This window comes from Paraburkholderia agricolaris (assembly GCF_009455635.1).
GTDB classification, from domain to species: Bacteria; Pseudomonadota; Gammaproteobacteria; order Burkholderiales; family Burkholderiaceae; genus Paraburkholderia; species Paraburkholderia agricolaris.
The window spans coordinates 3289327-3307809 of the sequence record NZ_QPER01000001.1 but is presented as its reverse complement, the minus strand read 5'-3'; the positions used below and the strand labels follow the sequence as shown (position 1 = coordinate 3307809).

The window sequence follows — 18483 nt, the reverse complement described above, 5'->3', positions numbered from 1 at the left end:
AAACACGACGGATTGGCGGCTGCGGCGAGGTGCTCAGTCGAACGCGCAGTGTCGCTGCCAACCTCATCGGAAGTTGTTTCGACGAATCTGCCATCTACGAGCGCCGTTGGCTGACAACGCAAACCGTTCAGTGGCAAACCAGCTCGTGTGGAATGCCTGGCATGCGACGACGCGCACTCTGGCGTTTCTTGTGCAGCGCCATAGAGCGACGAAAAGATCCGCTCAGTGGACATAAAAATCAAAAATCGGGGAAGTACTTGAACACTAGTATTCGAGGAACAAAGCGTTTATCACGCTTGCTGTTCGTTATCGCCGTTGACGCGACCTTCGCCATCGCAACGTCCGCGGCTCACGCGACCGGCATCGTCCCCGACGGCGGCACGGCCACGACCGTCACCACGTCTCCAACTGGTCGCCAAACGGTCAACTTGGCCCCCACAATCGGCGGCGTCTCGAACAACACTTACGGCTCATTCAACGTATCGAAGGCCGGAGCCGATCTGAACAACGTCGGCATCAACGCACGCACGATCGTTAATCAGGTAACCAGCACGAATCCCTCGCTAATCCAGGGCGACATCAACGTACTGGGCCCGCGCGCGAACGTAATCCTCGCCAATCCGAACGGCATCACGATCGACGGCGGCAGCTTCGTCAACACGGGCCACGTCGTGCTCTCGACGGGTCAGGTGAGTTTCAACGATCTCGTGCCGGCACCCGGCGTGACCCAACGCAATGTTGTGCTGACCACCAACCGTGGCGCGATTGCAATCGGTCCCGGCGGCCTGAGCGGCACACTCGTCAATCTCGACCTGATCGCCAAACAGCTCTCGGTGAATGGTCCGGTGAAGAACGATTTCACGACCTCTACTGGCGGCGTGCGAGCGATCATCGGCGACAGCACGAATACCTACGACACGAGCCTATCCCCCAGCGACAACAACCACGACTGGCTAGTCAGCACGACGTCGCCCGGCACGACGAACCCGGCATTGGCCGTCGATATCACCGCACTCGGCGGGCTGACCGGAGGCCGTGTCCAACTCATCGTCACGGACAAAGGCGCGGGCGTTCGCAATCTCGGCGCGATCTACGCAAGCGCGGGGGACGTCGTCGTGTCGTCGCTCGGCGACATCGGCGTAATCGATGGATCGATCAAGGCCGAAAACAATATCCAGGTCGCCACGCCCGGTGCGTTCTCGTTGCAGGGCGCGCAGATGTCCGCCGCAAACGGCGCGACGCTCAGTGCGAGCGGCATCACGTTAGTCGACGATGCCACTGGCGCCTCGACGCTCAGCGCGCAAAACGGCGCGGTCAAGCTGACCAGTACCGGCGACATCTCCAGCACCGGCAGCCTGATCCAGGCCGGCGCGATCGACGCGAGCGGCGCAGCGGTCGGCGGCGACGTGACCTTGAGCGCCACAGGCAACATTCTGAATCGTTCGAGCACAGCGAATCTGGGCGTCGTCTTCGCGGCGAATGGGCAAACGTCGCTAAGCGCGCAAGGCAACATCACCAACGAGAACGCCCGCATCCTCGCGAACGACAAAACGACCGTGACCGCGCAAGGCGACGTTTCGAACATCATCGATCACACCGACGGCACGAACAGCGGTCAGCCGGTCGCGTACTCGCATACGGGTGGCAGCTTCGTGTTCTTCACGCATAACACCAGCGGCTTCAACGTCGACTACGGCAGCGTCGCGCAACCGGCCCAATTGGCCTACATCGCGTCGACCGGTGGAGCAGTCTCGATTTCGGGGAAGAATGTCACCAACACAGGCGGCTTGATCCAGTCGGATAAGGGCAACATATCGATAACTGCGCAGCAGGCCTTTACCAACGCCGCGGTGTTCTCGGGACAGGCCAGCTATTCGCGTAGTTGCTGGATATTCTGTCATGCGAGCGCATCGAGCAATGTGATGCCTAATGGCGGCACCATCCAGTCCGGTGCGGACATTGCAATTTCCGCGGGGACCGTCGCGCGTAACATCGGGGGTAACGTTTTTGCAGCCGGCAACCTCAACGTGTCGGCGCCGGTGACATACGCACAAGGCGTAACCGGTTACTCAGCGATCAATCAGGACCGCGGTTTCAAGGCATTTTTCGGCAGCACCTGGGCGCAGATTATCGCGAGCGATGTTGGCGGAGGCTTCACGGCCAACGGCTCGGTTTCGTTAGTCGGCAGCGCCGTTATCGATGGCGGTTATATCACGGGTAGCAACGGCGTCTCGGCAAGCGGTGGCATAAAGACAGTCCGCGCGCCCGCGACGACACCTGTCCAGATCGGTCAGCATCTCGGCATGACGACGTGGTGGTGGCATTGATGCAGTTCGTATCGACCAGCCCGCGCCTGAAGTGCGCGGGGATAGTGCGCGCAGTTGCACTCGTCTTCGTGCATAGCGTCGCCGTCCACGCGCAGACGCCACCGCCGCCCGCTCAACCTCTGCCGTTAGCACGTCCGATTCAGGACCCCGCCCAGTTGATCATCGACCAGCAGCGCGAACAGGCGACACAGCGGCAACTGAATCAGCCGCCCGCATCCATCGCACTGCCGGAACCGGCTTCGCAGGGTTCGCTCGACGTTCCTCCCGACACTCCGGTCGATCAGATCGTCGAGACGGGCCCCGCCTTCGCGATCAACCGTATCACTGTGGACGGTAATACGGTGCTTGCGCAAAAGCGCATCGACGCAATCGTGGCGCCGTTCGTCGGGCACGCGCTCGGGTCGCATCGCCTGAACGTGCTGCTCAAGCGATTGACTGACGCGTTCGTGTCGTCCGGCTATATCACAACGCGTGCGTTTCTGGGTCCGCAGAATCTCGAGTCGGGAGTGCTGAAAATCAGAGTTCAGGCAGGCCGCATCGCGGGCTATACATTGAACGGCAAGCCGTTGGGCCAGCGGCTTAAAAAGGACGAACAGTCGGCCGGTGGTGGACTCCTGACAGACGCGGGATCGGAGTGGGCATTCCCGGCGGCGCCTGGCGATGCGCTCAACCTTGGCGACATCGATCAGGGGGTGTCCCAGATCAACCGGCTGCGGCGCAATCAGGCCGAAATCCAGATTCTGCCTGGCCAATCGCCGGGGGATTCCATTGTCGCGATCAACAACCGGCCCGGCGACCGCCTTTACTACACGCTAGGTGTCGACAATTACGGCAGTGCCGCGACTGGAATAACCCGCTACCGGGCGGGTGTGGAAGCGGACAACCTGATCGGTTTGCAGGAGTCGATCAGTCTGAATTTCCTCGACAGCGAGGACAGCAATGCGTTCGTCGGTTCGTTCGCGATGCCGTATGGCCGTCACACATTCAGCTATACGTTCTCCGATTCGGAATACCAGCAGTTAGTTGGAACGAGCGCGCTGATGTACGGGCGCACGCTGAGTCATATTCTCGGTTGGAACTACACGCTGGATCGCACCCAGTCCGGCATTGCAAACATCGATGCGACGTTGTCATGGCGACGCACCGACCGCGAAATCAACGACATCGAGTTGAACCCGCAGCATATTGCGGTACTTCGCGTCGGAGGTAACTGGTTACGCAAATTCGTGCTGAACGACGCTCCTGGCAATGTCACGTTCGACGCCGGTGTCTCGCAGGGATTGCCCTGGTTAGAAGCGGATCATGACGCGCATGGAATAGGCCGTGACGACGCCCATAGCCAGTTCACCAAACTCGACGCGACGGCATCGTTCACCGTGCCACTTCCGAAGGCAGGCCGCGCCATGTTCGCTTATCGCGGCGTTCTGAGCGGTCAGTTCACGAATGTCGCGCTGTATGGTTCCGAGCAGCTATATCTTGGTGGCATGGATACGGTTCGCGGTTTCCGCTCTGGTGAGATATCAGGCGACCGGGGTTTGTATTCGCGCAACGAGATCGCATGGGTGAATGCGCCCGCATGGCACGACGGGCGGATCGAGCCGTACATCTTTGTCGATGCAGGAAAAGCGAGCCTCATTGCGCTCCCAGGGTTTCCGACACTGGCTGGTGCTGGCGCCGGGCTGCGCGCGCAGTGGTTATGGCATCGGCAGATGCTATCGGCCGAAGCGCTGGTCGGGCGGGCGCTCACACAGCCGGCGGCGCTTGGGCCGAAAGCCACACTTGTCCTTGCAACACTCAATTGGAATTACTAGGCATGAAACGAAACTTCTCTTTTACGTCGCGGACGGTGATTCGTGCAGTGTTCGGCTTTTGCCTCGTGACATCAGCAACGGTTTCGGCTCAAGCGATCGCTGATTCCGCGACGACTGCAACCCAGACCCCGATGCCGATGCCGATGCCGACTGGCACGGTGGCGATCGTCAATAACGTGGCGATCCCGCAGGCGAAGCTGGACGAAGCCGTGCTCCTGTCGCGCCAGCCCGATACTCCGCAACTGCGCAAGACGCTGACATCACAACTGATAGCGCTTGAGTTGTTCCGGCAGGAGGCTGAGAAACAGCACTATGGGACGAAGCTCGAGGTGAAGCAGGCGATGGACGCGGCGAAGGCGAACACCGAAACGGCGCTCTTCCTGAAAGAAAACGTCCGCGCTGAGCCGGTAACAGATTTGCAGGTAAAAGCTCAGTACGATCGGATCGTTGCGTCGCTCGGCAAGGACGAATACAAGCCTCGCATCATTCTGGTCGCGGACGATGCAGCGGCCGCTCTCGTGCTTGGAAAGCTGAAATCCGGCGTGGCATTCGACCAGCTCGCCAGGGAGTACAGCATTGCGCCGAGCAAGTCAGCCGGAGGCGAGTTGGCTTGGGTCAGCCTCAGAATGCCACTTGTGGACGGACAGACACAGGGTATGCCGTTGCCGATAGCACAGGCGTTGGTGCAACTGCCTCCCGGCGGCGTTACGCCTGTGCCGATCGTTGTCGATAATGCACGCGTGCTTATCAAGCTGGATGCAAAGCGGCCGACGGAGATCCCTGCGTTCGATCAGGCAAAGGCGGCGATCCGTCAGCAATTGCAGGCGGTGGCGCTGGAAAAAGCGGCCGCAAATCTGGTGGCAGGACTGCTGAAAGATGCACGCATCCAGCAATAAGTACCTGCCCCGGTCCGACACGCCATCCAGCCGCCCCAGCATCACTCCGTCGCGATAGCACTCCCACCCAGATACGCGGCGCGAACCCGGCTATCCTGCGCCAGTTCCCTGGCGGGGCCGGCTAGTGCGATGCGGCCGCTTTCCAGCACGTAGGCCCGATGCGCGATACGCAGGGCCTGACGCGCATTCTGCTCGACCAGAAGAATCGAGGTGCCTTCGTTGCAGATATTCGCAATCATGCCGAAGATCACCCGGACCAGCTTCGGCGCCAATCCCATGGACGGCTCGTCCAGCAGAACGACGCGAGGTCGCAGCATCAGCGCGCGAGCGATGGCCAGCATCTGCTGTTCGCCGCCGCTAAGCGTCCCCGCCAACTGGCTGCGCCGTTCGCCGAGCCGCGAGAAAGTTTGATAGACCTCGGCCATGCGCTGTTCCAGCAACGCGCCGTCGGCCCGGATCAGATAACCGCCGAGCCGCAGATTTTCCTCGACCGTCAACGCTCCGAACATGCGGCGCCCTTCCGGCACATGGCCGAGACCTCGCGCCACGATCTGGTGGGCCCGCAGTCCGGTGAGCGGCTCTCCGGCCATCGCGATCTGTCCCGCACGCGGGCGAAGCAGGCCGGAAATGCTGCGCAGCGTCGTGGTCTTGCCAGCGCCGTTGCTGCCCAGCAAGGCCACGATCTCACCTTCGGCGACATCGAGCGATATGCCGTGCAGAACTTCGACGTTCCCATAGCTCACATGCAGATCGCGGATTTCTAGGAGTCCCACAGCGATTTCTCCCCGGCGGCATCGTCGGCCGTTTCTTCTGCTGTACCGAGATAGGCATCGATCACACGCGGGTCGGCCTGGATCTCGCCCGGCGAACCTTCGGCGATGATGACGCCATGATCCATGACGATGATCCGGTCCGACACGCCCATCACCAGCATCATGTCGTGTTCAATCAGCAACACCGTCACGCCAAGGTCCCGGATACGCCGGATCAATTCCATCAGCGCATGCTTCTCGGTCGGATTCATCCCGGCAGCCGGTTCGTCCAATAGCAGGAGATACGGGTTGCTGGCGAGCGCGCGAGCAATCTCCAGCCGGCGTTGGTCGCCATAAGGCAGATCGGCCGCGCGTTCGCCTGCCCGGGCACAGAGGCCGACGAAGCTGAGCCAGCCGAGGCCCTCTGCCGCGTGATCGGCCGCTTCGGAGCGGGCGGAGGGGAGCGCAAGCAATTCGGCGATTAACGAGGTGTGGAGCCGATGGTCCATGCCGATCAGCACGTTTTCGAACGCAGTCATATTGGCGAACAGACGGATGCCCTGGAAAGTGCGCGCCATGCCGCGATGAACGATGCGATGCGGTGCTCCGCCAGCCAGCGAGGCGCCGCGCCAGAGAACCTGGCCGCCGCTCAGACGGGTCACGCCGGTGAGGCAATTGAACACCGTGGTCTTGCCGGCGCCGTTCGGGCCGATCAGGCTGAGAATCTCGCCGCCGCGCACCGTGAAGCTGACGCCGCCGACCGCCCGCACCCCGCCAAAGCGGCGCTGCATGTCGCGCACATCGAGCAGGATGTCATCGGCGACGATCTCCCGGTGCGCGGGCTTTGCTACGCTGTCGCCTTCGCGTGGCGGCGCCACGCGGCGCAGCGGCGCGGGCCACAGGCCTTGCGGGCGGAGCAGCATCAGAATCACCAGCCCGATCGCGAAGCCGAAAATGCGCCACAGGTTGAGGAAACGCAGCACCTCGGGCAGCCCGGCAACAATGATGGCGCCGAGTATCACGCCAGGAATACTGCCTCGGCCGCCCAGCACCACAATGATGAGGATCGTGACGGACTGCAGATAGGTGAAGCCGGTCGGGTCGATCGTCCCGAAGCGCGCAGCAAACAGGCTGCCGCCAAAACCGCCGATCAACGCGCCCATCACGTAAGCAAGCAGTTTGACGCGCAGCGTCGGTACGCCCACGGCTTCGGCCGCCGCCTCGTCCTCGCGGATGCTGGTCCAGGCGCGCCCGAGCCGTGACTGGCCGAGCCGGATCGCGAACACGAGCACTATCAGGAAGAACGCAATGCCCAGTTCGTACACCGCGCGGGGCGAACTGATTTCGTAGCCGAACAGGCTGGGACTATCGATACCGTAGATACCGTTCGGGCCGCCCGTAATCCGCAGATTGGTGGCAACGATGCGCGTGATCTCGCCGAACCCAAGCGTGACGATCGCCAGGTAGTCGCTGCGCAGGCGCAAAGTGGGGTAGCCGATGACGATGCCGGAAACACCGGCAAACGCGAGGCTGAACGGCAGCGTTTCCCAGAACGAGAAGTGCAGCAGTGTTTCCAGCAGCGCCGTCGTGTACGCACCGATGGCGAAGAAGGCCGCATAGCCCAGATCCAGCAGCCCCGCATATCCGACAACAATATTCAGCCCGAGCCCGAGGATCGAATAGGTGGCGATCGTCAGGCCGACGTCGACGATATAGCTGCTGGCGACTGCCGGCAACGCCACGGCGGCGAGCAGCAGAGCGCCGCCTGCCGCGGGGCGGCGCCAACGCGCTGAGGCTGACGTCGCGCCCATGGCCTACATTCTCTCGACGACGCGTTCGCCGAACAAGCCCGTCGGCTTGATCACGAGCACACCGATCAGTACACCGAACACCAGCACATCGGTCCACTGCGACGAAACATAGCCGGCGCCGAATGCTTCGAGCAGGCCGATCAGAATACCGCCGGCCATCGCGCCCGGAATGTTGCCGATGCCGCCGAGAACGGCGGCGGTGAATGCACGCAAGCCCAGCACGAAGCCCATGAAGAAATTGATCTGCGTGTAGTAGAGCCCTTCCATGACGCCGGCGACGGCGGCCAATACCGAACCAAGCAGAAAGGTCAGTTGGATCAGCCGCTCGACATTGACGCCCATCAGACGTGCCGCGTCCTGATCGATCGCCAGCGCGCGCATGGCCGTGCCGAGGAAGGTGTGATGGACGAAGAAGTAAAGCGCCAGCATCAGCGCGAGGCTCGCCACGATGATGCCGATCTGCGTGAAGCTGACTCGCACGCCGAGCAGGTCGAGTCCTGCCTGGCTGAGCACATGCGGGTAGGTGTCGAAACCGGCCCCGTAGAGCAGCAGCACGCCGTTCTCCAGCGCGAGCGAAACGCCGAGCGCGGTGATCAGGATCGACAACCGCGGCGCGCGCAACAGCGGCTGATATGCGAGGCGCTCGATGGCAAGACCCAGGGCGCCGGTGACGGCCATCGAAGCAACGAGCGCAATCAGCAGCGCGAGAGCAAGCGGCAGGTGCACCGCGGCGAGTGCCGTCAAAGCGGTCCAGCCGACGAACGCACCGACCATGAACAGGTCGCCGTGAGCGAAGTTGATCAGCCTGATAATCCCGTAGACCATCGTGTAGCCGAGGGCGACGAGGGCATAGAAAGAGCCCGTCGTCAGCCCTTCGATGACGAACTGGAAAAAGGTGCTCATGGCGTGGCCCGGTGCGCGCCAGGGCCTACTTCATCGCCACCCAGTGTCCGCCGGAATCGAGCCGCTGATACGGCGTGAAATTGCCGCCGCGCACGGTGATGACGATATACACCGCGTTGCTGCGATCACCTTTGGCATTGAAGCTGATGGCTCCCGTCACGCCTTGATAGCCCGAGATTTTGTGCAGGGCAGCAGTGATCGCCGCGGGCGTCGTCGATTTTGCGTTCGCGATCGCTTTTGCCGTGACTCCGACGGCATCGTATTCGTAGACGGAATAGGGGCCGGGGCCTTGCCCGTAAGCCTTCGTATAGTCGTCGACGTAGCCGTGCGCGGCGCTCAGGAATTGCGCCAGCGGCGCCGTGGTGATGAGCATGTCGTCGGCGGCGGGGCCGGCTGTTTTCATCAGCGTGGGGTCGTTGGTGGCGTCGCCGCCCATCAGCGTCATTTTCATGCCTAGTTGCCGCGCTTCCTTCACCAGCAGGCCCGCTTCGGCGAAATAGCCGGTGTAATAGATGACGTCCGGCTTCAGTGCCGCAACGTGGGTCAGCGTCGGCGAATAGTCCATCTGGCCGGGCGTGATCGCGTCGTCGTAGACCACATCGACGCCGTCCTTCTTCAGGGCGTCCACCGTGTTATCGGCGAGACCCTTGGAATAAGTCGTGTTGTCGTTGATGACCGCCGCCCGTTTTGCGTGCAGGAAGTTCTTCATGAAGTTGGCGGCAAACGGGCCTTGCTCGTCATCACGGCCGATCGTGCGGAACACGTTGTCGTAGCCCATCTCGGTCAGCTTGGGATTGGTCGACGCGTCCATTACGTAAGGAATGCCGGCTCGGTGAAAGGTTGTCAACTCCGGCAGCGCCGCGCTGGAGCAGTAGCCGCCAGCCACCGCCACGACGCCCGCATCGACGAGTTTCTGCGCTGCCTGTACCGCTGTCTGTGCATCGCAGGCGTCGTCTTCCGGCACCAGTTCGATCTGCTTGCCGAGCACGCCGCCGGCCGCGTTGATTTTGGCGGCGGCGAGTTTGGCGCCGTTGACGATGTCCTGGCCCGCGTTGGCGCTACTGCCCGACAGCGGCACTGGCACGCCGATCTTGATCGTCGCGCCCTGGCTGCGCGCCGAACCGGGGACGGTGCCGGCGAGCACGGCGAGCGCGGCCATGGTCGCGATTGTTGTGCGCCGCAAAACGCTCACTGCATCGGCCGTGCCATTCTTCTGAGCAATCATGTTAGTGACTCCTTATCGTGAAAGGGATCGAAGCGATCCGCCACACGGATAGACCGGTGACATCAGAAAACGGACGAAAACGTGCGTTCGCATGCCATGCGTGATCCGCCAGCCCGATGGACTGGCCGTCAGGCTTATCGCGGCGCCGTTACGAAAGTGCTCCTTTCATGATAGGTCTCGCTGCCGAATGGGCGGGCTAGGGTATCCGCGTATAAACCTCCATCCAACGCGTGCGCGGCACTATATTTGAACGATCGGAATGGGAGTCGTGCATGAAAAGCGTCATTCTGGGTGGCGGGATCGCAGGCGTCACGGCGGCCTGGTACCTCGCGAAAGAGGGGCGCGAGGTGACGGTGATCGACCGCCGGCCGGGCGTTGCGCTCGAGACCAGTTTCGCCAACGCCGGGTTGGTCGCGCCGGGCCACTCCTATACATGGGCGTCCCCCCGTGCACCGAAAATCCTGCTGAAGTCGCTCTTCGTCGACGGGCAGGCGCTACGGCTCAAGCTCAACGCAGACCCGCACATGTGGATCTGGTGCCTCCAGTTCCTGCGAAACTGCACCGCGGAACGCTCGCGCCGGAACACGACGCGCAAGGTCGCGCTTTGCCGCTACGCACAGACGCAACTGCAACAGTTGACGGCCGCCGAGCATCTGCAATACGACCGCCTTAGCCGTGGCCTGTTGTATCTCTATCGCGACGAAGCGTCCCTCGCGCGCGGCACGCGGAACATGTCGATCCTCAAGGACAACGGCCTGCCGCTCCGCACGCTCGATGCAGCCCAGGTTGTCGCACGGGAACCGGCGCTGAGCGCGGCGCGTGACAGGATTGCCGGGGCGATCTATTGCCCCACCGACGAAAGCGGCGACGCGCACCTTTTTACTCGCGCGTTGAAAGCGGCGTGCGAACGCCTTGGTGTGCGTTTCGAATTCGACACGCCGATCAGCGCAATCGAGGCTTCGGGCGACCAGATAATCGGCGTGCGTACGCCAGGAGGACTCGTGGGGGGTGACGAGTTCGTGCTGGCGCTCGGTTCCTGGTCGCCGATTGTTGCGCGTCGCCTCGGCTATCGGCTACCGGTGTATCCGGTAAAGGGCTACTCGGCCACCTTCCCGGTTCGACCGGGTCACCGTCCGCCGGACCTTGGCGGTGTCGATGAGAACAACCTCGTGGCGTGGGCGCGTTTTGGCGAGCGGCTGCGTTTTACCGCAACCGCGGAATTCGCCGGTTATGACACCCGCCATACACCCGCAGACTTCACGACCATGCTGCAGGCAGCACGCGAACTGTTTCCCGATGGCGCCGACTATGACAACCCGTCCTACTGGGCCGGTTTGCGGCCGATGACGCCGGAGGGGACGCCCTTGATCGGCCGCACGCGTCACAGGAACCTGTACCTGAACACCGGGCACGGGCACATGGGATGGACCATGTCGTGCGGCACCGCGAAACTGCTGGCCGACGTCATGGCTGGTCGCCAACCCGAGATCGACATGACAGGGATGACACTGAAATGAGCATGAATGCACCGCACGACGACGCTTATGCAAAACTCGATTTCGTGCTGGACGACGGCATCTGCCGGCGTGCCGCCATTGGTCTCGTGGTGCTCGCGACCGACCATACGATCGAGCACGAATGGCGCAAGCTGCTGACGCAGGATGGCGTGGCGTTCTACGAAAGCCGCGTGTACAACTCGGCGGAAATCACGCCTGAACGGCTGATGGAAATGGAATCCCGTATTGCGGCGGCGGTGGCGCTGATTCGACCTGGCGAGCGGATCGATGTCGTGGCGTTTGGCTGCACGTCGGCATCGATGGTGATCGGCGAGGAGAAGGTGTTCGAGCGCATCCACGAAGCGCGTCCCGGCGTCGCGTGCACCACGCCGATCACCGCCGCGCTCGCGGCGTTGCGTGCGCTCGGCACGCAGCGCGTCGCATTGTTGACACCCTATGTGCGTCCGATCAACAACACGATGCGCGACTACATCGAAGCGCGCGGTGTCGGCGTCACGCGTATGGCCTCGTTCGAGCATGCGAACGACAACGAAGTGGCGCGAATCGACGCCGCGTCTTTAGAAGCCGCCGTCGGGCATCTCGCACAGAGCGCCGACGTGGACGCTGTTTTCGTGTCCTGCACGAGTCTGCGGATTGCCGGGCTCATTCCAGAACTCGAGGCAAGGATCGGCAAGCCCGTGATATCGAGCAACTTCGCGATGGCGTGGCATGCGTTGCGCCTCGCAGGCGTGGAGGATTGCGAACCTCAATTGGGTCGTTTGTTCGCGCTGTGATGGTCGAATCTCGTTCACAGCGATTTGCACCCGACGCAGATGATCCCGCCCCGCAACGGGTCGGAGAGCCTGGAAAAAAGCGGGAATGAAGCGGGGCATAATACGAGGATTCCCTGGTCGGAATGATGGAGGTTGATATGGCTGCGTTTGCTATTGACGGCGTGCGCATTAACCCTGCAACTGATCGTGTCACGCACGTGCGCTGGTCGCTCATCGACCAGAGGACACATGACTGCCTGTCTCCAACTGCGATCGTCGAGGTGGCGGAGGTGGTTAAAGCGATCCGCGCGGGGGACGTAGGCTGGTCACTCTTTACCCTCGGCGGCGTGAGATTTCTGGGGCCGAAAATAAAGATCGTCCCGCACACCAACGGCCCTGATGGAATCGACACGGAGGAGCCTGACGGCAGTGTCGAAAAGTCCATCGACGATCTTCCGCACGTTTAACGAAGCAACCGGCAGGGTCGTGGACATTCGACTTTCATGCCGCGGCACCTGAATAAGCTTCCTTCAGATTCCGGATGGAGAGTGTCATGTGGGACAAGATCGAGCACAACGGATATGAGGTCTGGGTTCTTCCGATGCTGGCGTACGGGCCGCCGGCGCCAGACACCTTGTGGCATTACTCGGCGTACATCTGTCAGCACGGCGCCCATGCCCACATCGCTGGGCAGAGCTTTCGTTTTGAAGAGCTGGTCGCCACTTTTCCCAGTGAAGAAGCGGCTCGTGAAGCCGGGTATGTTGAAGGCAAGCGGCGTGTTGATGGGATTCACGAGGGTGCATTGAAGCGTGGATCTCAAGCGACCTGAAGCACACCCGGACACACTACGCCGCCTCATGCCCCAACGCCTGAATAAACAACGAAAATAGTTCCGGCTGCGTCGAAATGCCGAGCTTGTTATAAAGATTCCGCCGGTGTACCTTCACTGTCTCCGGTGAAATAGCCAGCCGTTCGGCAATCGCTTTGGAAGAGTTGCCGCGCAACACCAGGCGCGCAATCGCCATTTCCCGCTCCGACAGCAACTCCGCCCCAAACCCGGCTAACGCGCGCTCGACCCGTCCGGATAGATCGCCGCTCTCCACGCTCTTGCCGGGTTCGGTGGCGAGACGCGCCACATGCTGGCGTATCGTCGCGATCAGCCAGGGCGCGCAAACGGAAAGCCGCCCAAGCGTCTCCACATCGAATCGCGCCTTCGCTCCCAGCGACAACGACACCACGCCGCCCGCAGGCGCAACTTTGAGAATCAGTTGCAGTTCATCCACCCCAACCGCATCGCGGAAGTAACTCAGGAAGTATTCGCTTTGCCGGAACAGATCCGGCGCCACCTCTTCAAGCCGATAGAGCCCGTCGGCTAACCCGTCATGTGCGGCCTGCAGAAAGGGATCCAGTAGATACAGTCCGTTCAGGTAAAGCGGCACCGGCGACGGCTTGTCCGTACCTCCGGCATCGAACTCTTCCAACACGCCGGGCACCCCATCCTGACCGACGAGCACCGCCAGCGCATTGTCAAACGGCACCATTTCGTTCAGCAGAAGAATCAGATTCCGCCAGAACCGGGACCCACCCAACTGGTCGATCACACGCGCCAGGGCCTGATGCATTGCTACTTCCGTGAACAGTCGATCCATGCGTCTCCACCTAATTGGCGTAACCCTAAGCGGTAATAGCGTTACGTAAATTGACTTCTTACACTCCGCCGAACGGTGCTCAAGTATGGACGTTGAAAAAAACATTGCAAAGGAGATGAAGATGGCGATCACGGAAACATCGGTTGCGGCGCAGGCCGTCTCCGCGGGGCTGGGCACGTCCAGCGCGCTGAAGCAGTCGCTCAGCGTGCGGGATGTGGTGATGATTACCGTATCGGGGGTGACGCCCGCCAGTTCCATCTTCGTGATCGCGCCGTTTGCGATCCAGCAGGCGGGCAGCGGGGCGGTATTGTCGTTCCTGTTAGGCGGCGTGCTCGCGCTGGCTTTCGCGTTGTGCTATGCGGAATTGAGCGCGGCGCATCGCAGCGCCGGTGGCGAGTACGTGATGGCGAAACGGGTGTTCGGTGCGCTGCCGGGCTATCTGACCTTCATCGCGGTGCTGGCTGTCAGTGTGTTCATCCCTGCCGTGCTGGCGAGCGGCGCGGCGCCATATCTGAACAATGCCCTCGGCACGAGCTTCAGCAATCAGTCCGTCGCGCTCGCGATCGTCGTACTCAGTTACGTGCTCGGCATTCTCAACATCAAGACCAACGCGTGGATCACCGGCGCGTTCCTGACGGTCGAAGTGCTGGTGCTTCTCCTGATTGCCTATCTGGGGTTTTCAGAGCCGCATCGTGCCTTTGGCGCGTTGGTTCATCCTCAGGTCGCGAGCAATGGCACGCTGATTGCCGCGACTGCCGCCGCGATCATCCCGGCAGTGGGCACAGCGATCTTTTGCTACAACGGTTTCGGCGCCGCGGTGTTTCTCGCTGAGGACCTCGAAGGGGGCAATCGCAGTGTCGCGAAAGCCGTCATGTACTCGTTGCTGGTCATCCTGCTGATCGAATTGATCCCGTTGACGGCGATCGTGCTCGGCGCGCCCTCACTGATCGATATGTCGAAGAGCGCGGATCCGATTGGTTACGTGGTCCGCGAACTCAGCAGCCCGGTCATCATGCGCGTGGTGAGCGCGGGGATTTTCCTGTCGGTATTCAACGCGATTATCGCCATCGTGATTCAGGTGGGACGTCTGCTGTATAGCAGTGGCCGCCACGCACTGTGGGTGCGCGGTTGCAACCACGCCTTCACGCGCATTCATCCGCGCTTCGATTCGCCCTGGCTCGCCACGTTGACGCTGGCGATTCCGTCCGCGCTGCTGCTTTTCGTATCGAGCCTGGATGAACTGACCGCGTTCACGGTCGACCTGCTGCTGGTGATCTACATCGTGATCGCGGTGGCGGCGCTGGCGAGCCGCGTGGTGCGGCGCGATGTCGAGCATCACTACCGGATGCCGTTGTGGCCGCTGCCGCCGCTGGTGGCGATCGTCGGCGCAACCTACACGTTGTATACGACAATGCAGAGCGCGGCCAAGCCGACGGATCTGTACATCATTGGTGGATTGTTGGTGTTGGCGCTCGCGATGTATGCGGCGTGGGCACGTCATAGCGTGACGTTTCGCGAACTTTGAATCTAAGGAAAACAGGCAATGCGTACAAGGGAACTCGGCATCCGTATCGGACGCGGCACACCAGGGCGTTTCAATGCGATTACCGATGTCGCCGGCGTTCGTGTCGGGCATCACACGTTGAATGTGGAAGCGGGAGAGGCGTCGACCCACACCGGCGTGACCATCATCGAACCACGCGCGGGCAGTGCGCGCATGGCGCCGTGCTTTGCGGGATGTCACATTCTGAACGGTAATGGCGACGCAACCGGCCTCGAGTGGATACGCGAGGCGGGTCTGCTGACGACACCGATCGCGTACACCAACACGCATAGTGTTGGCGTGGTGCGCGACGCGCTGGTCGCGGCGGAGCGGAATGAAACCAACGGCGACGTGTACTGGTGCATGCCGGTCGTGCTCGAGACCTACGACGGACTGCTCAATGATGTCTGGGGGCAGCATGTCACCGCGGACCACGTGCAGCGAGCGCGAGCCGAGGCGCGCACGGGCGAGGTGAGGGAGGGGAACGTAGGCGGTGGCACGGGGATGATCTGCCACGAGTTCAAAGGGGGGATCGGCACGGCATCGCGGGTGTTGAAACCCGCCGAAGGAGGCTGGACTGTTGGGGCGCTGGTGCAGGCGAACTATGGCCGGCGCGACGCGCTGCGGGTGGCGGGGTATCCGGTGGGCGAAGTGCTCGGGGAGGTACATTCGCCTTTCAGGCAAACCGAAGGAGGGCGCACCGGGGAGCCGGGCATGGGCTCGATTGCCGTGACGCTCGCAACGGATGCGCCTTTGCTGCCGCATCAGTGCACGCGCCTCGCGCAGCGGGCGAGCGTAGGAATTGCGCGCATGGGTGGGGGCACGGAAGATTCCAGCGGCGATATATTCGTGGCCTTCTCAGTCGGGAATTCGAATCTGCCGGCGGCGAGCTACGGGCGCGTCGGCAAGCCCACCACGGCCGTGGAGATGGTGAATAACGATCACATGTCCGCGTTGTTTTCGGCCGCGGCAGAAGCCGTTGAAGAAGCCATCGTCAATGCGCTGCTAGCCGCGACGGATATGAGCACACGCGGCGCCCGCGTGGAGGCGATCGGCTCCGAACGTTTACTTTCTGCGCTTCGCAAGGTGGGATGGAGGCCTGACAGCCAGAATCGGTGAACCGTATCGGGCTAAGGCCGACCCCTCGGCCTTACAAAAAGAAAGCACTGCGTAAGTGTAAAAACAAAATAAATAAACTTGCTCTAAACTAGCTGCCGCCCCAGCCAGCTTAGTAGAGAGCAAGCAACCCATGCCCCGACCTCCGGCCGATTCCGTCGGCGACTCTAGTTTCAGTTTGCCAAAGCATCCTCCGTTTCAGCGTTTCTGGTGTACCCGTATCCTCTCGTCGCTGTCGTTCCAGATGCTCGCCGTCGCAATGGGCTGGCATATCTACGCGCTAACGCATAGCGCCTTCGCACTGGGCCTCGTCGGCCTCGCCCAATTCCTGCCGATGTTCGTGCTGACGCTCGTGGTCGGCCATGTTGCCGATCGCTACGACCGTCGCCGGATCGCCGCCATCTGTCAAAGCCTTGAAAGCGTCGCTGCATTGTTGTTCGCCGTCGGCACCTTCGGCGGCTGGATCAGCGCGCCGGTTATCTATGTACTGGCCGCATGCGTGGGTGCGGCTCGCGCCTTCGAGTCCCCCGCGGTCGCTTCGCTGTTGCCAGGCGTCGTGCCGCGCGCGCAATTGCCCAAAGCGACGGCATGGGCCACTTCCGCCAACCAGTCCGCGCAGATCGCGGGTCCGGCATTGGGCGGTCTGCTTTACGGCATCGGCCCCGGTGCGGCTTACCTTGCATGCACGCTGTCGTTCGCGGCCGCCGCTGCCTCGGTGTGGGCCATCCCATTGCAGGCGAAGTTGGCAAGCCGCGCGCCGGTGACGCTCGAGTCGGTGTTCTCGGGTATCGCTTTTATTCGCAAAGAACCCGTAATCCTCGGCGCACTGTCGCTCGATCTGTTCGCGGTCCTGTTCGGCGGCGCGACGGCGCTGTTGCCGGTCTTCGCTCGCGACATCCTGCATGCCGGACCGCTTGGTCTCGGCCTGTTGCGCTCGGGCACCGCGATCGGCGCACTCGCGGGCACCATCTGGCTCGCACATTTCCCGCTGCGCAACCGGCCCGGCGCTGCGATGTTCGGCGGCGTGATTGCGTTTGGCGCCGCCACGATCGTATTCGGTCTGTCGCACCAGTTCTTCCTGTCATTCTTCGCGCTGATGGTGCTGGGTGCGTCGGACACGATCAGCGTCGTGGTGCGCCTGTCGCTCGTGCAACTGCGTACGCCGGACGAAATGCTGGGCCGTGTCAGCGCGGTCAACTCGCTTTTCATAGGGACGTCGAATCAACTTGGCGAATTCGAATCGGGTGTGACGGCAGGGTGGTGGGGCGCGCAGCCGGCCGTTCTGGTAGGCGGCATCGCAACGATCGCCGTCGCCTTGTTGTGGATGCGATTCTTTCCGGAACTCAAGCGAACCCGCTCGCTTGAACGGGAGGAGGAGGCTTTGGTGCCGAGCCATTGACAGAGGTGCACGGCGTTTCGCTTTCAACGGGACGCCGTGTCATCTTCTCGATTTTTGAAAGTCTGGTTTCCGATTTCACCGGGTTCTCTTTAAAGATGGAAGCCGGTAACTTTGAACGTGCAACCTGCGGGCTGATCCGCGAGACAGGAGCCGTTCAATGAACTACACACACCCGTACCCGAGCGACATCGCCTTCACGCCGACGGTGAAGGCGATCCAGGCACGCCATGGTTCGCGTGATGCGTATGCGCGCATGGAAAGCGAACGCGGCTGGGAAACGCGCATCACGCCGGATGTCGCAGGCTTCATCGAGCAGCAGACGAGCGTATTTTTTGCCACCGCGAATGAAGAAGGCCAGCCCTATATTCAGCATCGCGGCGGCCCTGCGGGTTTTCTGCGCGTACTCGACGACCACACAATCGCGTTCGCCGATTTCGCCGGCAATCGCCAGTACATCACGCTGGGCAATCTCGCCGACAACCCGAAGGCGTATCTCTTCCTGATCGACTATGCGCGCCGGCGCCGCATCAAGCTATGGGGCAACGCGCGCGTGGTCGAAGACGATCCGGAGCTGCTGGCCAGACTGATGCCACAGGGCTATAAAGCGCGCGGCGAACGGGTGATCGTGATGACCGTCAGCGCGTGGGATATGAACTGTCCGCAACATATTCCGCAGCGGTTCGAAGCCGCGGACGTGGCTGCCGCGCTGGCGGAACGGGACCGGCGCATCGAGACGCTGGAAGCCGAAATCGCGCGATTACGGGCGGCATCGCGCGCATGAT

16 protein-coding genes are annotated in these 18483 nt (G+C 62.0%); 11 read left to right on the top strand and 5 right to left on the bottom strand.

The window, feature by feature from the left end:
* Positions 1 to 296: 296 nt before the first annotated feature.
* Genes GH665_RS14510 through GH665_RS14500 form a run of 3 tightly spaced genes read left to right on the top strand, consistent with a single transcriptional unit; the run spans position 297 to position 5034 of the window.
* The gene (locus GH665_RS14510; RefSeq protein WP_246216296.1) at positions 297 to 2327 is read left to right on the top strand and encodes a two-partner secretion domain-containing protein; all 2031 of its coding nucleotides are present in this window, start codon (positions 297 to 299) and stop codon (positions 2325 to 2327) included.
* Positions 2327 to 4138, top strand: coding sequence for a ShlB/FhaC/HecB family hemolysin secretion/activation protein (locus tag GH665_RS14505; RefSeq protein WP_246216216.1), 1812 nt, complete (start codon positions 2327 to 2329; stop codon positions 4136 to 4138). Before GH665_RS14510 ends, GH665_RS14505 begins: the two co-directional genes overlap by 1 nt.
* The gene (locus GH665_RS14500; protein WP_246216215.1) at positions 4126 to 5034 is read left to right on the top strand and encodes a peptidylprolyl isomerase; all 909 of its coding nucleotides are present in this window, start codon (positions 4126 to 4128) and stop codon (positions 5032 to 5034) included. Before GH665_RS14505 ends, GH665_RS14500 begins: the two co-directional genes overlap by 13 nt.
* 41 nt (positions 5035 to 5075) lie before the next feature.
* On the opposite strand, the gene GH665_RS14495 is transcribed toward GH665_RS14500, so the two are convergent.
* Genes GH665_RS14495 through GH665_RS14480 form a run of 4 tightly spaced genes read right to left on the bottom strand, consistent with a single transcriptional unit; the run spans position 5076 to position 9659 of the window.
* Positions 5076 to 5807, bottom strand: a complete 732-nt coding sequence (locus GH665_RS14495) for an ABC transporter ATP-binding protein (RefSeq protein WP_153136438.1) — start codon at positions 5805 to 5807, stop codon at positions 5076 to 5078.
* A complete protein-coding gene (locus GH665_RS14490; RefSeq protein WP_153136437.1) occupies positions 5795 to 7597 on the bottom strand; it encodes a branched-chain amino acid ABC transporter ATP-binding protein/permease in 1803 nt (600 codons plus the stop codon). Before GH665_RS14490 ends, GH665_RS14495 begins: the two co-directional genes overlap by 13 nt.
* Positions 7598 to 7600: 3 nt before the next feature.
* Positions 7601 to 8500 (bottom strand): branched-chain amino acid ABC transporter permease, encoded by a 900-nt coding sequence (locus GH665_RS14485; protein ID WP_028200580.1) that lies wholly within the window; start codon positions 8498 to 8500, stop codon positions 7601 to 7603.
* 25 nt (positions 8501 to 8525) lie between these two features.
* Positions 8526 to 9659 carry a branched-chain amino acid ABC transporter substrate-binding protein gene (locus GH665_RS14480; protein WP_246216214.1) on the bottom strand — a complete coding sequence of 378 codons (1134 nt, stop codon included), beginning with the start codon at positions 9657 to 9659 and terminating at the stop codon, positions 8526 to 8528.
* A 338-nt stretch (positions 9660 to 9997) separates the two neighbouring features.
* On the opposite strand from GH665_RS14480, the gene GH665_RS14475 reads away from it, so the two are divergent.
* The 4 genes from GH665_RS14475 to GH665_RS14460 all read left to right on the top strand — a co-directional run bounded on the left by GH665_RS14475 (position 9998) and on the right by GH665_RS14460 (position 12823).
* A complete protein-coding gene (locus tag GH665_RS14475) occupies positions 9998 to 11242 on the top strand; it encodes a D-amino acid dehydrogenase (protein ID WP_153136435.1) in 1245 nt (414 codons plus the stop codon).
* Positions 11239 to 12015: a maleate cis-trans isomerase family protein gene (locus GH665_RS14470; protein WP_153136434.1), complete on the top strand. Its 777-nt coding sequence runs from the start codon at positions 11239 to 11241 to the stop codon at positions 12013 to 12015. Before GH665_RS14475 ends, GH665_RS14470 begins: the two co-directional genes overlap by 4 nt.
* A 137-nt stretch (positions 12016 to 12152) precedes the next feature.
* Entirely contained in the window at positions 12153 to 12461 is a 309-nt protein-coding gene (locus GH665_RS14465) for a hypothetical protein (protein WP_153136433.1), read from the top strand.
* Positions 12462 to 12547: 86 nt separating this feature from the next.
* Positions 12548 to 12823, top strand: coding sequence for a hypothetical protein (locus tag GH665_RS14460; protein ID WP_153136432.1), 276 nt, complete (start codon positions 12548 to 12550; stop codon positions 12821 to 12823).
* A gap of 16 nt (positions 12824 to 12839) precedes the next feature.
* Here GH665_RS14460 and GH665_RS14455 read toward each other — a convergent pair whose 3' ends face one another.
* Entirely contained in the window at positions 12840 to 13643 is an 804-nt protein-coding gene (locus GH665_RS14455; protein WP_153138472.1) for a helix-turn-helix transcriptional regulator, read from the bottom strand.
* A gap of 85 nt (positions 13644 to 13728) precedes the next feature.
* On the opposite strand from GH665_RS14455, the gene GH665_RS14450 reads away from it, so the two are divergent.
* From GH665_RS14450 to GH665_RS14435, 4 genes are all read left to right on the top strand, one after another.
* Positions 13729 to 15168: an APC family permease gene (locus GH665_RS14450; protein WP_425496037.1), complete on the top strand. Its 1440-nt coding sequence runs from the start codon at positions 13729 to 13731 to the stop codon at positions 15166 to 15168.
* A gap of 18 nt (positions 15169 to 15186) precedes the next feature.
* Complete coding sequence (locus GH665_RS14445) at positions 15187 to 16305, top strand: DmpA family aminopeptidase (RefSeq protein ID WP_153136430.1); 1119 nt, start codon at positions 15187 to 15189, stop codon at positions 16303 to 16305.
* A 130-nt stretch (positions 16306 to 16435) separates the two neighbouring features.
* Positions 16436 to 17701: an MFS transporter gene (locus GH665_RS14440; RefSeq protein ID WP_153136429.1), complete on the top strand. Its 1266-nt coding sequence runs from the start codon at positions 16436 to 16438 to the stop codon at positions 17699 to 17701.
* A gap of 157 nt (positions 17702 to 17858) precedes the next feature.
* On the top strand, positions 17859 to 18482 hold the full coding sequence (locus tag GH665_RS14435) for a pyridoxamine 5'-phosphate oxidase family protein (protein ID WP_144195642.1): 624 nt from the start codon (positions 17859 to 17861) through the stop codon (positions 18480 to 18482).
* Position 18483 lies beyond the last annotated feature (1 nt).